Origin of the sequence: Streptomyces sp. NPDC047117 (genome assembly GCF_040643545.1) — a bacterium.
Classification (GTDB): Bacteria; Actinomycetota; Actinomycetes; order Streptomycetales; family Streptomycetaceae; genus Streptomyces.
Window position 1 is genome coordinate 275,441 of record NZ_JBEYUN010000007.1, and the last position, 14,282, is coordinate 289,722.

The following is a 14,282-nucleotide window of genomic DNA, read 5'->3' on the forward strand; positions in this document are numbered from 1 at the left end:
ATGAATGGCCACTCGGGTCATCGCTTCCTGGGGACGGTGAGCCGGCCCTCATTGATGTCGACCTGGTCCCCGACCAGCGAAATCACCGCCCCCGCCCCGTTGTTGATCTGCACCCCCGCCGCATTGATGCGCACAAACGCACCGGTCGGCGCCTGCAGCAGAATCCCTTCCTCCGGCACGTCCGACAGCACGATCTTGTGATGCCCCTGCGTCTCGATGACCACCGGCTCGGCCCCGGCCCGTGCCCCGGCCTGCGCATCGACCGGCATCTCGGCCTCGGACCCGTACCAACACCCCGTCCACACGGGGAAGCTGGGATCCCCCTGCTCGAACTCGATCCACACACCCGCGCCCTCGCTCGGGATCACGTACTGCCCCGCCTGCGCCCCCGTGAACGGAAAGCACGGCATGGCCCACGTGGACGCCTCGTCACCGAGGACATCCGGCACATGAGCCGTGATCCGACCCATCCGCAACGGATCGTTGTTGCTCGCCACCCGTCCTCGGAACTTGCCGAGAAAGCGGTTGTTCGATGCTGGCGCCATGGGTGCTGCTCCTGGTGGTGTGGTGCGCGGCTGTGGTGCGGGGTCGGTGACGGGGGCTGCGGAACTGGTCTACGGAGGCGGTCTACGCGGGCGGGCCACGGCGGCGGTCTACGGCCGAACGCGGTCGCTCCTCGCGATCAGCCCCTCACGCGACAGGGTGAAGGTCTGCTGGAAGGACCCGGGGCGGAGGTTATGAGTAACGCTCTTCACGTAGTAATCACCGTCGTACGTCACGCCCGCGCCCCTCACCCCCACCAACTCCCGCGGCCGCAAGACGTATCCATGCCGGTTGACGTCCAACTGCCCCGACCCACTGATGGCATCAGCGCTGGTAGCGGCCCGTCCCAACGCCTCAGCCTTGGCCAGCGCCTCATCCTTCTTGGCCGTACCCGTCAGTGTCTTCCGCTTGAGAGCCGGCGAAGCACGCCGGCCGAGGGGCGGCCGGAGGGGGCTGATGTCGGGCTGGGAAAGGAGCGGAGCCCGCCGCGTCACGGGATCCTGCACCCGAGCCTGCGGCTCTTCCCTCGCCGTCCCGTCATAAGCAAACGTCAACTGATCCACAGTCGAGTGCACATCCATATTCACGTTCAACGCATGCTGCCGCTGCCCGAGCCGCTGCTCGGGCCCCCAGAACGCGGTCGACCGCCCAGGGACGGGCCCCGGGTCGAGATAGAACGTGTAACCATTAGCCCTGGCCAGGTCATTCACATACTGCAGATCAGTCCCCGTCTGGTAATCCACACGAGCCTGCTCCCTCGGCGGCTGCGGCACCTGCTCCCGAATGATCCGGGCATCGATCCCGTAATCCGCGTACTTCCCCAGAATTCGCTCAACCCGCTGCGAGGGCGCGAGGTTGGGATAACGATCGGTCCGCTCCTCAAGGTCCATGAGCAGCGTCAGGTCTTCCCCGGTCACCGTCAAAGTCGTCTGCCCGGGCTGATTACTGGCCCCCACCTCCTGCCGCACGATGAGCCCATCCAGCAGCACCACAGGCGTCCCCTTGACCGCAACGGTCAGGATGACCCGCGTCTTGGGGTCGAAGAACCCTTCAGGGAGGAGCCTTTGTATGATCGCCCCCTTTTTCGTCAGGTCGAAGGCAAGCTGAAATCCGCTCCTCTCACCGGCCGTACTGGTGATCTGCGCGGACAGCAGCGCCTCCGTCACCTCCTGCGGCACGAGCCGGGCCAGCTTCGGCCCCATGTACAGCGAGGCATGTACGGGACCGCCCCCAACGGGCAGGTCATCAGCCATTCCGCACCCCCGGCCCACCCATGCCACCAGGGAACCCACCGGGCAACGGCACGGCGATCTCCTCGCCGGGCTCGTCCGTCAATTCACCGGGCGCCAGCACCGGATTGGCATCAGCAATCCGCCACCACTGCCCCGAATCCCCGAAATACCGCTGCCCCAACTGATCCGCCCGCTCCCCATCACTGACGACATGCGGCACGGTCTCGTCTTCATCCCGCTCAAGCGGCGGCAACAACCTCCGCTTGGCGTACTTCACCTCGGTACCGTCGGCCGCGCGATGCACCCCGATCTCCACATCGTGGTACCGACTGCTCCTGGGGTACGGATGAGCCCCCGGCACATCATCCAACGCACTCTCATACGGCTCGATCACGCTCAGATCCCTCCCCCAAGCCCAAGCTGAGCCAGACTCCCGGCCCGCGCCCGCCGCGCCAACTGTTCCTTCTGCGCAAGGTGCGCGAGGTAGAGCTCCGCCCCCCGATGCCCAGCCGGCAAGTCACTCACGGTGAGAATCTTCATCCCGATGCTGAGCGAGGCCCGAATCGGATTCAGATTCACATCAAACGCCGACTCATTAACGGACAACTCCGTCAACCTGACCGGCATGACCCGCTTGCTCCCCCAGGTAAAGAGAGTCAACGGCATCTCAATGGGACTGATCTCAATAGTCCCCTTCTTGCTGAGCTTGCTGGCAGCCCTCAACTGTGCGGTAGTCGGCTGCACAAGCATCTCCAGCACAGCCAGCTGAGGATGAATCCCATCAGGCGCGGCCACATCCAACTGATCGGTCGCATCAATCTCAGCGGTAAACTTCCACGACTCCTGCGCCGGCCCCTTGAGCCGTAGAGCCTCATTCCGATCCCCACCACTGTCCCCTCCGCCGCCGCCTCCCCCTTCCCCACCGGCGGCCTGCGGCGCCACGGACCGCTCAAGCGTGTCTGGGTTGAACTGCAGCACGATAATGCGCTGCGGGGTACCGCGCTCGGGGTCAACGATGACTATGCCGGAACGAATCGGCTTGGGTATGTCGGCGTAGGTGGTCACGTTCGCTCCCGGAGACGGGCCTTGAGGTCCGAGTAGTCGTATTCAGGGAAGAGCCGTGGGAAGACCTCCACCATCTCTTTGAGGCCGTCGGCGATAGGCATGAATCCCGGATGGCCGTATCCCACATCACAGAAAAGGTATTGCCATCCGATGGTTCCCTTGGTGATGAGGAGCGTGTCCAAGTAGGTCGGATAATCCAGGTCCATCTCCAGGGGTTCGTCCCGTATGTCGAAGAACCAGATTTCAGGATCTGTGGTGCCAGGGGCGACGCGTAGGGCAGCCAGGCGGCCGGAGCCGCTGTGAGGCGTATCGTCGAAGATCCTCAGCTCACTGTAGAGTTCGCGTTCCCAGTCGTCCTTGCCCTCCCAGATGACGTTCATCCGCTTCTCGAGCACGCTGCGGTACAGGTGAGTCAGATAGAACTCGCCGACGAGATTCGATCCCGATTCCGAGGATCTCCAGTACACCTCGATATCGTTGAAGCGGAAAAACTTGTCTCGGATCTCGGAGGTAAATGGAAGTTCACGCCGGCGGGCCATGTTCCTGAACACGCGTTCCGCGTCATCCAGAGGCGTCGAAATCTTCCCGAATTCGGCCACTGAGACATCGATCTCCGAGCGCCCGGTGAGCTCGCCGACTGCCTTGACACACAGGCCCTCGTACGGGAATTTGACGCTGCCCTCATCCTTTTCCATGGAACTCAAGTCCAATCGACTTTGTCTTGGTCATCGAGCTTTTGGAGATTTTCCAGCAATAGCTCGAGTTGCCCCATAGCGTTGCCTCTCTTGCTCTCTTTGAGGTCCCACATCAGTTCATCGACCTGAGCGTAGCTCGTGAGCGTTTCTCCCTTTTCCTTCAATGCTCCGCGCACATCTATGAGGTGGTCAGCGATGCTCCTTCTGACACCCAGCATGTCCTCCAGGTTCTGATGGCCGGCGTGATTGATTGCCAGCGTTCCTTCTTCGTCCTCCGACGGCGGCTTGGTGGGCTGGTCGTACTGCTTCTCTGCGGTTGTTCGGGGCGTCCAGTCACCCTTGTTCTTTCCGGTGGTTCCGGGGGTCGGGTCGTACCCCCCGTACTTTGCGTAGATATGGCTGGGGAAATTGGGGAAGTTCGCGTGATTGAACTCCACCTTGGTTTCGTACCAGATAATCCTGTGTGGTTTCGGGACCGCGTGATAGGCGACATCCTCGATGTTGTTCAAGAACGCGATATTGGTCGAAGGGCCGCGGGCCGGGACCAGGTTGTTTCCGGTCGCCTTACCTCCCATGCGCTCCGGGAGCAGGTGCATCTTCACCCAGGCGGCGCCCTGGCTCAGCTTCTTGGATGTGACGTAGTCCCAGCCGGGCGGCTGCCCCTTCTTGGCTTTGCTGGCATCCTGTCCCTGTCCACCGAAGATTGTTTTGGAGGGGGTCCCTATGTAATCCGAGCGGTACTCCTCGGTTCCGCGTTTGGTTGCAGGGTTGCCGAAGTCCCGGAAACCCGGTGATTTATGGTATTCCGCAGGAGTGGGAATATCGTAGTACTTTCGCTGACTGGCGGCGTGGCTGAATTTCCGCATTTCTTCCCGGAGTTTCGCCAGTCGGTCCGCCCTTTCTTGCTTCTTGGCGTCGCTTTCCTTGGCCTGTGTCCTCGTCGGGATTCCCTTTTGCGTAATTTTCGCTTTCGCGTACCAGTCTTCGGCTTCCGCGAGGAGCTTCTGCTGGTTCTTCACGTCCGGGTCGCCTGCAGCCTTTCCTATGTCCTGCTGCCAGTCGGCGGTGAACGCAGGTACCTCTTGCGGCGTGCTGTGGATATACAGGGGTGCGTGCGGGCCCCGGCCGTGGAAAGTCAACGTATGCGCTTCGCCATCGTCCACGTCGCGGAACCGTACCTTGGGGAGGTCGACTTCCTTTGTGTTGTTGTCCTCACGCTTGCGGTCGCGGCGTCGGTCACGTCGGCGACTGGGGTCGCGACGTAGCCTGTCGCGTCGGCGGCGCCACTGATCGCGCAGGCGGTGGGTGCGGTTGTTCAGTTTGCGGCCCAGCTTGCGGCCCTTGCCGAAGAGGCGGCGGGCGGCGCGGCGGGCCCTGGCGACAGCAGACTTGATGGTCTGTCGGGCGCGGCGGAGCTTGCGGCGGGTGCGGGACTCGGGCTTGCGACGGGTGCGCTTTTTGGCCGCGAGCTTCTTCTTCCAGTCCTTGGTTTCCTCGTCCTTGTCGCGGTTCTTGTTCTTGTCGTGACCCTTGGTGTCCTGCTTCTTGATCTTCTTGTCGGTGGGCTTCTTGTTGAGGAGGTCCTTGTCCTCGTCCTTTTTCTTGTCCCTGTCCTTGGCCTTGGACTTGTCGGGGTCGCGCTTGTCGGGGCGCGTGGGGTCGTCGTCGCGCTTCTTGCGGAGCGTGTCGCGAGCCGGGCCGTGGCGCTTCGTGGGGCCGGCTTTGTCGTCGTCCCGTTGCTTGCGCTTGGCGTCGCGGAGGCGGCGGCGGGCTGCGTTGACCTCGCGGCCGTCGTCGCGGCGCTCGTGCTCGTCGGGCTTCTTCTTGTGCTTGGGCTTGGGCTGCTGCTTCGGGTCCGGCTTCTTCTCCGGGGAGGGGCGCTTCTCCGGGCGCGGGCCCTGCTCCGGACGTGAGGTCTTGTCGGGGGAGGGCTTGCGGGGGGCCGGGCTCTGGCCAGGCTTGTCGGTCTGGCCGCCGGGCTCGCCGGGCTTCTCGGACTGATGGGGACGGTTGGCCGCCGGGCCGGGAGTGCCAGGGCGGCCCGGTTCGGCGGGGCGGCCAGGCGCATTGCTCTGCGCGGGGTCCCCGGGGCGGTTGGGCGCACCGGGTGCACCGGGCTGTCCGGGAGCCTCGGGCGCGCCGGGGCCGTTCTTCTTGCCGCGGATGTTCTTGAGCATGTCACCGAGTCGCTTGGCGACGTTGCCCATGAACCGGCCGATGCCCTCGACCAGTGCCTGGTAGATCAGCTCCAGCAGGGCGACGACGCCTGCCGCGACCGCCTTGGCAAATGGCAGGGCTCCGTTACCGCTCTTGACGGACTTGAGGAAGTCCATGAAGAGGCCGAAAGCGGCGAGGATCTCGCTCAGCGCTCCCCATGCCGCCTTGAGGGCATCGACGATGGCCATGGCCCAGCCGGCACCGGGAATGAGTTTGGCGACGACCTTCTCGACGACCATGACGCCGATGATGATGGGGAGTTGCGGGACCGCCTCGTCCCACGCCATTTTGCCCATTTCTTCGGCGCTGACGCCGCCCTCGATGAGCGCCTGGAAATCCTCCATCGGTATCCCGATGATTTCCTGGACCTTCTGCTTGACCCACTCCTTGACGGCGGACTTGATCTCGTTGAAGAGGTGTTCCTTGGCGCCCGTCTCGGCCGCGGCGCCGGCCTTGCTGATCCAGCCCCCCGGGTCGGAGACGATGTCGTTGAAGATGGCTGCCCAGTCGCCGAGCGCCTGGACGACGCCCTTACCGAACTCCACCGCTTCGACGGTGACGGTCTCCGCCACGTCGACCGCTGCCTTGAGTCCGCCCTCCAGAAGGTCCAGCCCTTCGAGCAGCGCACCGCACAGCCCGTCGAGCAGCTTGCCGGCGACCTCCTTGAGCGCATCGGCGGCCTCGTTGACCTTCTGCACGGCCCAGTCGCGGCCGGCATTGATCGTGTTGCGCCACTTGTCACGCATCGCCGGGTAGTCGGCGAGCAGCTCGTCACCAAACGCGATCAGGGCGTCGGCGAAGTCGTTGATCTGCTCGACGACCCAGTTACGGGCCTTGTCGATGAGCTCGAAAACCTCACGCTTGAACTTGTCGATGAGGTCCGTGACGGCCTTGCGGGCCCGCGCGAAGAACTCCTCGATGTCCTTCTTGAGGTTCTCCCACCACTCCTTGAGGCGTTCGAGGAATCCGCCGCCGCCGTTCTCCGCCTCCTTCTTCTTGTCGTCCTGCTTTTTCTTGGCGTCTTTCTCCGAGTTAGTCTGCTCGTCGTCGATCTTCTTGTTGTCATCTTCGGTCCGCTTGTCGACGTCCTTGTCGGTTTCCTCGTTCTTGTCGTCGATGTCTTTACGGACCTTGTCGTACTTCTTGCCCTTCTTGTCGTCGATGTCCGCGACCTTGTCGTCCTGCTCCTTGCGCCATTTGTCGCGGGCATCGGCGATGTCGCTCTGGCCCTTCTCGCGCGCTCCCGCCTGCTTCTTGGTGCTGGCGTCTACCTCGCGCTTCAGGTCCTGGTCGTGCTTCTGCTTGTCGTTCTTCGCCTTCTCGTCCTTGGCCTTGCGCTCCTGGCCCATTTTCTGCTGGCCCTGCGCGAAGCCCGCCTGGATCTGGGGGCCACGGTCGTGCTCGGCCACGGCGGACGCGGACTCGATCGGAACGCCGCCGGCGGCAACCTTGCGCCCACCGCCCTGCTTGCCGCCCTTCTTCCCGCCGCCGCGCACCTTGCCCTTGAGCGTCTCGTGCGGTGCGTCGGGGTAGATCTGGTCCTCGCCCATCGGCCGAGCCGCGTCCTCGCGGCCCGACTGGTGCAGCTCGTCCTTGCGCTCGTCGAGCTTCTGGCCCTGCTCCTCCGTACGCTGCGGGTCCGAATCGTCCTGCAGAGGCAGCCCCGGGGCGTTGCCCACCCGGGCGCCCTTGAGGCCGTCGTCCGTGGTCGGCAGATTCATGACCGACTCGATCAGGTCGTCGAACGGGAAGATCCTCTTCAGGATCTCCACGGCCATGGTGAGGAGGATGTCCCACCAGCTCGGTTCCGGCACGTTGACGCCCGGCGGCTGGCCCTTCGGCCGCTCCTCACCATCGATCTCGGGCGTCTTGCCCTTGGCGGCGTCCGTACGGGAGACCTTGGCATTGGTGTACGTACCGGGGGCCGCGGGCGTGGGCCCGCCCGGCAGCGTACGGGGCGAGCCGATCGGACGCTCCATCTGCGGCGGGCCCTTGCGCAGCGCCGAGCGCTCCTTGCCGACCTGGGTGCCCACCGCGGTGTCGACGCCTTTGAAGGTCTCCAGCATCTGGTGCGGCTTGAGCTTGGAGATCGTAGCGAGGCCCGCCTCGGGCGTGCTCTTGGAGACATCGGGCGCCGGCGCTTCCTTCTTCGGCTTCGCCGGACCGGACGCGGCGCGGCCGCCACCGCCCCGGCCGCCCCGCGCGGGCGCCGAAACCGTACGGCCGCCTCCGCCGCGTCTGACGTTCTTTGCCGCCTGCCGGGCAGCCTGGCGCTTGCCCGGCGCAGCTCCGGCCTTGGGACGCGCAGTGGGCTTACCCGGCCCGGGCTTGGGCGGCTGCGCCTCCTTGGGGGCACCGCCGTTGGTGGCTCCGTTCTTGGCCGCGGCGGACAAGGGAGCCGTTGCCCCCGGGGCCGAGGTGACCTTGGGCGCGTTGACCGGGCCGGGAGCGGACGCCTTGTCCGGTCCTGCGTCCGAGCCAGGCGTGGTCGCGGGGCCCTTCCCTTCGCTGACGTCCTTCGCCTGGGCGGCGTCCTTGGTCTCGGCGGTTCCCGGTGCCTCGGTGTCCTTGCCGCCGGCGGTGTCCGTCGTCCCGGTGCCGGTCTGCTTGTCCGCGTCGTCCTGGGCCTTCGCGCCGCTGCCCGACGTATCGCCCGCCGTGTCCTCGTTCTTGCCGGCGGCCGAGCCGGTCGCTGAACCGGACGACGCGTCGGCTTCCGCCCCGGAACCACCGTTGGATCCGGTGCCGGACTGCGTACGCGAGTTCCCGCCCCCGGACGACGAGGCGTCCCGGTCCGCAGACCCTTCCGCGCTCTTCCCCTCGCCGGATGCCGCACCCGGACCGGAGCCCGAGGCCGCCTCCGAGCCCGCGGATTCCGAGGAGGAAGCGGCCGCCTGCTTGCGGGCGTCCTCATCGGCCTTCGACAGCTGCCCCGGCGCGGTCGTATCGCCCTCGGACCCGCGCGCCGAGCCCGTGCCCTCGGAGGCGGTACGGGCAGCCTCGTCCCGCCGCCTGGCCTCGTCGTCCTCCTTGCGCTCCTCGGACTGCTCCTTCTCCCGCTCGGTGTCTTCGGGGTCCGCCGAGTCTGAGCCCTTCTCACCAGGCTCCTCGCCGACCTTGTCGTCCGCCTTCTCGTCCGGCTCGGGCCCTATTTCCTGCTCGATCGACTTGTCGCTCCCCAGGTCCGTAGCGAGCCGGTCGTCGGGCCCCTCCGTTTCCTCGGAAGAGGCGCCCTTGTCACCGGGCCGGTGGGAGCCGGTCTTCACCCGTTGCACGGCTTCGTCCGACTGGCTTCTGTCGACCGGGGAGTCCAGCACGCCGGGCGGCCCGTAACGATAGGCGTCCGGGTCGTCGGTCTGGACCTTCTGCTCGGCGGTCGACGTGGTCGTCCCGCTCAGACCGGCCTCGGGGCGGTCCCCTTCAGCGTCCGACGAGTCCTCGTTCTCTTCGTCTTCCGCCTCCAGACCGTCCTCGTCCTCCTCCGCGGCCGGCTCGTCGTCGCCCTCATCGAGCTCATCGGACTCCTCCTCGAGCCCCAGCGGCTCGTCGTCGGCGTCCTCCTCGTTCTCCGGATCTCCCTTGCGGCGCTTGTCGTCGCGCTCGCCGGTGCGGTCCTTCTCGCCGGGCTCGGCCCCGCTCTTGTCCATGGCCTCCGCGTCGGAGGCCTCTTCCCTGGCAGCGGCGTCCTCCTGCTCACGCTCGCCGACCTGCGCGTCCTTCTCGGCGGCCGAGGTCTCTTCGTCCGACCGTTCCTCGCCGGCCTCGTCCTGGCCGCGCGCCGAGTTCTCGGCGTCCTTGTCCTTCTGCGCGGCCTGGGCGTCGGCGTCCTTGTCCTCCTGGTGGGCCTGGGCCTGGCCCTTCTGCCGGGTCGAGGCCGCTTGCTTGTCCTGGGCGGCGGCCTGTCCGGCTGCCTGGGAGCCTGCTGAGGTAGACGCCACAGGGGCCCTGGGCGCACTCCCGCCCGCGGGCGCGGCGTCCCGTTCCGGTCCGCCGTCGCCCGCCGGGTCCGCGTCCTTGCGCTGCTGCTCCCGCTTCCGGCGGTCGTCGCTCGCCTGCTCGTCCTGCTCGCGCTTGTCGACCGCGGCGGCGTTCTGCTGCGCCCGCTCCTGCGCGATGACCTCGGCCTCGTCCTGGACGGACTCGGGGGTCGCGGCCGCCACGAGCGGCAGCGGTCCGCCCTGTTCCATCTCGTCGACCAGGTCCAGCAGCCGGTCGACCTCGGGCGTCAGCAGCCGGACCTCAAGCCGGTCCAGCACGGTCTCCTGCAGTTGCGGGGACATCCGCGCAAGCTGCAGGCGTACCCGGCCGGACAGGTCCTCCGGGTCGCCGCGCAACGAGCGCAGTACCCCGTTCGCCAGCCGGTCCGCCAGCGTCGCCGGGTCGAGCTGCTCCATGCGGCGCCGGTCCGCGTCCACCGTGGCGTACCGCAGCCACCCGGGTGTCGCCTGGCCTCCCTCGATCTCGGCCGCGGGGTGTTCATCGCGTACGGAATCCTGGAGCGCGCCCAGTACGGAGGACTGCGCCGCCGTCTCCGCCTCTCGTTCGATGGAGGCCTGGGGGAGGGAGACCGAGCCCAGGTCGCGGCCTGCGCGGAGGGCGCCCAGGCCGTGGGGGTTCTGGACCGTGTGCAGGAGTTCGTGGGCCAGCAGGCGTTGGCCGTCTGCCGTCCCCGGGCGGTAGGTGCCCTCGCGGAAGAAGATGTCCTGGCCGACGGCGAAGGCGTCTGCGCCCATCATCTCCGCCAGTTGACCGGAATCGCGGTTGGTGTGGAGGCGGACCTGGCTGAAGTCGTGGCCGAGCTGTTCTTCGAGGTCGCGGCGGACGCTCAGGTCCAGGGGCTGGCCGGCGCCGCTGACGATGTCCTTCGGTTCCGGGGTGCGGGACTTGGCGTTGCGTTCGCGGCGCTTGCGGCGCTTTTCGGCGGCGGACTGGGTGGCGTCCTGGGAGGAGGAGTGGGACGTGCTGCTCATCGGGCCTCCCCCCGTCCGGTCAGGCCCGCGTGGACCGAGCGGGCCAGGGCCTCGCCCAGGCGGGCGGGGGACGTCGTACGGGGGAGCGGGGGCAGGCCCGCGAGTGCGTCCAGGTGTACCGGGGTGCCGTCGGCGGCCAGGGGGACGCCTCGGTCCCCCACCAGTCGGGTCAGTTCGCGTTCGAAGGATGCCACCACGCGGTCGGGGTCGAGGCGGGTGTCGAAGCCGTCGAGGACCAGTTCGCCGATGTCGATGCGGAAGGAGCGGACGGGGGCCTCCGTCCGGGCGGGGGCCTCCATCGCCGGGGGCGCGGCTCTCCGTACACCCTCGTGAGCGGTCTCGTTCAGACCCATCCGTGGACCTCCGACGGCGTCAAGGAGCGTTCCAGCTTCAGGTATTCGGTGCGGGCCGCGGCCAGCATGTGGCGCATCTGGAGGCGGTCGCCCTCTTCGGCGGCGAGGAAGGCGCCCGAGAGGGCTATGTTGCGGATGGAGCCGCCGGCGACGGTGAGTTGGGCCAGGAGGGCGGGGTCGATGCCCTTTGTGGGGGCCTGGGAGGGGAGTACGCGGCGCCAGATTTCCGCGCGTTCGGATTCTGCGGGGAACGGGAAGTCGACGACGAAGCGAATGCGGCGCATGAAGGCGGAGTCGAGGGCCTTCTTCATGTTGGTGGTGAGGACGGCCAGGCCGCGATACGCCTCCATGCGCATCAGGAGGTAGCTGACCTCCAGGTTTGCGTAGCGGTCGTGGCTGTCCTTGACTTCGCTGCGCTTGCCGAAGAGGGCGTCCGCTTCGTCGAAGAGGAGCAGGGCCCCTCCTCGCTCCGCCGCGTCGAAGACTCGGCTGAGGTTCTTTTCCGTTTCGCCGATGTATTTGCTGACCACCTGGGACAGGTCGATGATGAAGAGATCGAGACCCAGTTCCTTGGCCATTACTTCGGCGGCGAGGGTCTTGCCCGTACCGGAGCCGCCTGCGAAGAGGGCCGTGACGCCGAGGCCGCTGCGGAGCGACTTCGCGAAGCCCCAGTCCTGGTAGACCGTGCCGCGCCGGCGTACGTGGGCGACGATCTCCTGGAGGATGCGCAACTGGCGGTCGGCGAGGACCAGGTCGTCCCAGCCGGCGCGCGGCTCTATTCGGCGGCCCAGTTCGTCCAGGCCCATGCGGGCCTCGGTGAGACCGGCCTGCCAGGCCAGTTCGGTGGCGTCGAGCGTCTCGGAGTGCGGGAGGTCGCGGCGTACGGAGGCGGCGGCCGAGCGGACCACGTGGGGCGGCAGCTGGAACTGCGCGACGAGGGACTGGAGGTGCGAATCGGTCACCTCGGGGACGTCGGCGAAGGCGTCGGTCCAGAGGGTGAGGTGTTCCTCGTCGGAGAGTTTGGGGATGGTGACGCGTTCACCCCGGGGATGCTCCGTACGACGGGGATCGGGGCTCGATACGACGAGGGGGACGGCCGCGCCCGCGATGAACGAGTCCGCGGCGGCGTACTGATCGCGGTCCAGTTCGCCGACCTCGATGAGGAGGGCGGCGGGGAGGAGGATCGCTTCGCGCTGCCACAGGCGGGCCAGGCGGTCGCGTTCGGCGGGGTCCGTGGGCACGTCGTCGGCGGCCATGGAGTACAGGCCGAGGCCGGAGCGGCGGGCCGCGGTGGCGGCGATGTCGGCGCGGGTGCGGAGGTCGGCGCCGACCAGTTCGACGCGGAGCGGCGCCTCGGGGCCCGCGCCGGACCAGCCCGCCGCGACCCGGTCGGCCGCCGCGTCGTACGAGGGCGGGAGGGCGGCGGGGGCTGTGGTGCGGCGGAGCAGGCCGTGCAGCTTGGCGTCCAGGTACGGCGTACCGACCAGGAAGTGCAGGATGCGCTCGTCCAGGCGCAGCCGGGTGGTCGTCAGCCGGGTCTCGTCCTCCAGCTCGACCAGGCGCCAGCGGCGGAGCGGGGCGACGGGGGTGAGGGCACTCCAGTGCGGGTCGGCGAGGGCGGCGAGGGCGAGGGAGAGGGTCGGATACGCGCGGCTGGGGTCACCGGCGGCCGCGGCACAGCGCGCGTTCGTGGTCGGGTCCAGCTCGGCCGCCGCGGCCAGGAGGACGATCTCGCGCTCGAAGGTGCTGAGGCCGAAGCAGGTGGTCAGGGCGTCGAGGGTGGCCACGTTCGGGGCGGGGGGCACCGGTTCGATGTCCGATCCCTTCGCGCCGTCCGCGATGGGGGCGGTCGCGACTTCGGCCCCGGCCTCGGTCCCGGCTCCGGTTCCGGTGCCATCGCCCGTGCCCGTACCGGTACCGGAACCCGTGCCCGCACTCGTACCGCCGGCTCGCGCGGCGTGGGCGTCCACGCGCGCCAGTACGGAGCGCACGGCGGCGGCCAGCGCCATGCCGTCCGCCGCGCCGCCCGTCGTGCCCGGCCCGTCGCCGCCCTTGCCCATGTCCTTCTCCGCCCCCGCTCCGGTGTCCTTCTCCGCCCCCGTTCCGCGCACCGGCCTCAGCTCTTCCCGCCGTCGTCCGTACGGTCGGCGCCGTCCGCGTGGCCGGTGGTGTCCGTGCGGTCGGTGGCGTCCTTGGCGCGGCCCGGAGCACCGGACCCGGTGGCGCCGCCCGTCGCCTTGCGGGTGCGCGAACGTCCGCCGGTGTTACGGGCCTTGGGCTCCGTCTTCTTCGCCGCCCGTGCGCCGGCGCTCGCCGCGGCCTTCGCCACCGTGGACCGGACGTTGGTCGTCGCGGCGACATCGGTGACGGGCTTGGCGTCGGCGACCGGCTTGGCGTCGGTCCGCTGACGGCCCTCGTCGGTCCCCTCGGGAGCTTCCTCGGCCCCCTTGCGGGATTCCTTCGTCCGGTCGGACTCGGCGGCAGCCGCCTTCTCGGACGCCGGCCCGGCCTCCGTCGACCCCGCGGGCGGCCGCTCCGGCGCCCCCGGCGCCCCGAACGGCAGCACCCGTACCTCCGGCCGCTGCACCGGCTTCGCCGGTACCGGCTTCTCGTGGCCGTCCAGGATGACCAGCGAGGCCTGGTAGACCACCGACAGGGAGTACGGGGTGTTGTGAAGCATGCCCCAGAGCTTGGAGGTCTCGTCGACGTCCATCTGGCTCGGTGTGAAGCGGACCCGTTGCAGGGACTCGGCCAGGTCGCTGCCGCCCAGGTACGGGCGCTCGGCCGCCTCCGCGATCAGTTCCTTCGGGAGCACCGGGATCTCGTGCAGGGTGCGTACGACGCTGCCGATCAGGCGCTGGCCGACCAGTTCGTTCTCCTCGCCGTACGCGCTGATCAGGTAGTGCAGGTCCAGGGCCGCGGCGGGGCGCTTGAGCAGCGTGCCGTCGGCGGCGCGGGTGACCAGGTCGTTGTTGCGCATCGAGGGGTTGTGCGTGACCTGGTAGAGGAAGACCGTGATCTTCGGGTCCAGCTCCGGTTCGGCCGGCGGCTTGCGGGTCTCCACGGAGACGGCCATGTCGATCTCGGGGTGCAGGTTGTGCTCGATCAGCAGCGCAAGGGCCTGGGTGACCGTCGCTATGGCGAGTGCGTTGCTCATGAAGTGCATCCCCCAGATGCCGGGGCCGGCAGGCCCGGCCTCATCGTCGA

9 protein-coding genes and 1 pseudogene are annotated in these 14,282 nt (G+C 68.0%); all 10 read right to left on the bottom strand.

The annotated features are described in order from the left end of the window. Positions 1-17 precede the first annotated feature (17 nt). Positions 18-545, bottom strand: coding sequence for a phage baseplate assembly protein V (locus ABZ840_RS16075; protein WP_361559513.1), 528 nt, complete (start codon positions 543-545; stop codon positions 18-20). 108 nt (positions 546-653) lie between these two features. Then, positions 654-1,796, bottom strand: a complete 1,143-nt coding sequence (locus ABZ840_RS16080) for a hypothetical protein (protein WP_361559516.1) — start codon at positions 1,794-1,796, stop codon at positions 654-656. Further along, positions 1,789-2,175 (bottom strand): hypothetical protein, encoded by a 387-nt coding sequence (locus tag ABZ840_RS16085; RefSeq protein WP_361559923.1) that lies wholly within the window; start codon positions 2,173-2,175, stop codon positions 1,789-1,791. The genes ABZ840_RS16080 and ABZ840_RS16085 overlap by 8 nt, the downstream gene beginning before the upstream one ends. Beyond that, entirely contained in the window at positions 2,172-2,840 is a 669-nt protein-coding gene (locus ABZ840_RS16090; RefSeq protein WP_361559519.1) for a hypothetical protein, read from the bottom strand. The genes ABZ840_RS16085 and ABZ840_RS16090 overlap by 4 nt, the downstream gene beginning before the upstream one ends. Next, positions 2,837-3,535: a hypothetical protein gene (locus tag ABZ840_RS16095; RefSeq protein ID WP_361559522.1), complete on the bottom strand. Its 699-nt coding sequence runs from the start codon at positions 3,533-3,535 to the stop codon at positions 2,837-2,839. The genes ABZ840_RS16090 and ABZ840_RS16095 overlap by 4 nt, the downstream gene beginning before the upstream one ends. 5 nt (positions 3,536-3,540) lie before the next feature. Further along, positions 3,541-10,146, bottom strand: a complete 6,606-nt coding sequence (locus ABZ840_RS16100; RefSeq protein WP_361559958.1) for a hypothetical protein — start codon at positions 10,144-10,146, stop codon at positions 3,541-3,543. 228 nt (positions 10,147-10,374) lie between these two features. Further along, positions 10,375-10,722: pseudogene (locus tag ABZ840_RS16105) on the bottom strand (DUF4157 domain-containing protein); the annotation flags it as partial. After that, positions 10,719-11,075, bottom strand: coding sequence for a hypothetical protein (locus tag ABZ840_RS16110; RefSeq protein WP_361559525.1), 357 nt, complete (start codon positions 11,073-11,075; stop codon positions 10,719-10,721). The gene ABZ840_RS16110 and the pseudogene ABZ840_RS16105, both read right to left, overlap by 4 nt. Beyond that, entirely contained in the window at positions 11,066-13,135 is a 2,070-nt protein-coding gene (locus tag ABZ840_RS16115; RefSeq protein ID WP_361559926.1) for an ATP-binding protein, read from the bottom strand. Before ABZ840_RS16115 ends, ABZ840_RS16110 begins: the two co-directional genes overlap by 10 nt. A 56-nt stretch (positions 13,136-13,191) precedes the next feature. Further along, positions 13,192-14,232 carry a DUF4255 domain-containing protein gene (locus ABZ840_RS16120; RefSeq protein ID WP_361559527.1) on the bottom strand — a complete coding sequence of 347 codons (1,041 nt, stop codon included), beginning with the start codon at positions 14,230-14,232 and terminating at the stop codon, positions 13,192-13,194. Positions 14,233-14,282 lie beyond the last annotated feature (50 nt).

Coding starts and splice junctions, on each gene's coding strand:
- ABZ840_RS16110 (WP_361559525.1), bottom strand. CDS start 11,075: ATGGGTCTGAACGAGACCGCTCACGAGGGTGTACGGAGAGCCGCGCCC.
- ABZ840_RS16115 (WP_361559926.1), bottom strand. CDS start 13,135: ATGGGCAAGGGCGGCGACGGGCCGGGCACGACGGGCGGCGCGGCGGAC.
- ABZ840_RS16100 (WP_361559958.1), bottom strand. CDS start 10,146: ATGGAGCAGCTCGACCCGGCGACGCTGGCGGACCGGCTGGCGAACGGG.
- ABZ840_RS16095 (WP_361559522.1), bottom strand. CDS start 3,535: ATGGAAAAGGATGAGGGCAGCGTCAAATTCCCGTACGAGGGCCTGTGT.
- ABZ840_RS16120 (WP_361559527.1), bottom strand. CDS start 14,232: ATGAGCAACGCACTCGCCATAGCGACGGTCACCCAGGCCCTTGCGCTG.
- ABZ840_RS16080 (WP_361559516.1), bottom strand. CDS start 1,796: ATGGCTGATGACCTGCCCGTTGGGGGCGGTCCCGTACATGCCTCGCTG.
- ABZ840_RS16075 (WP_361559513.1), bottom strand. CDS start 545: ATGGCGCCAGCATCGAACAACCGCTTTCTCGGCAAGTTCCGAGGACGG.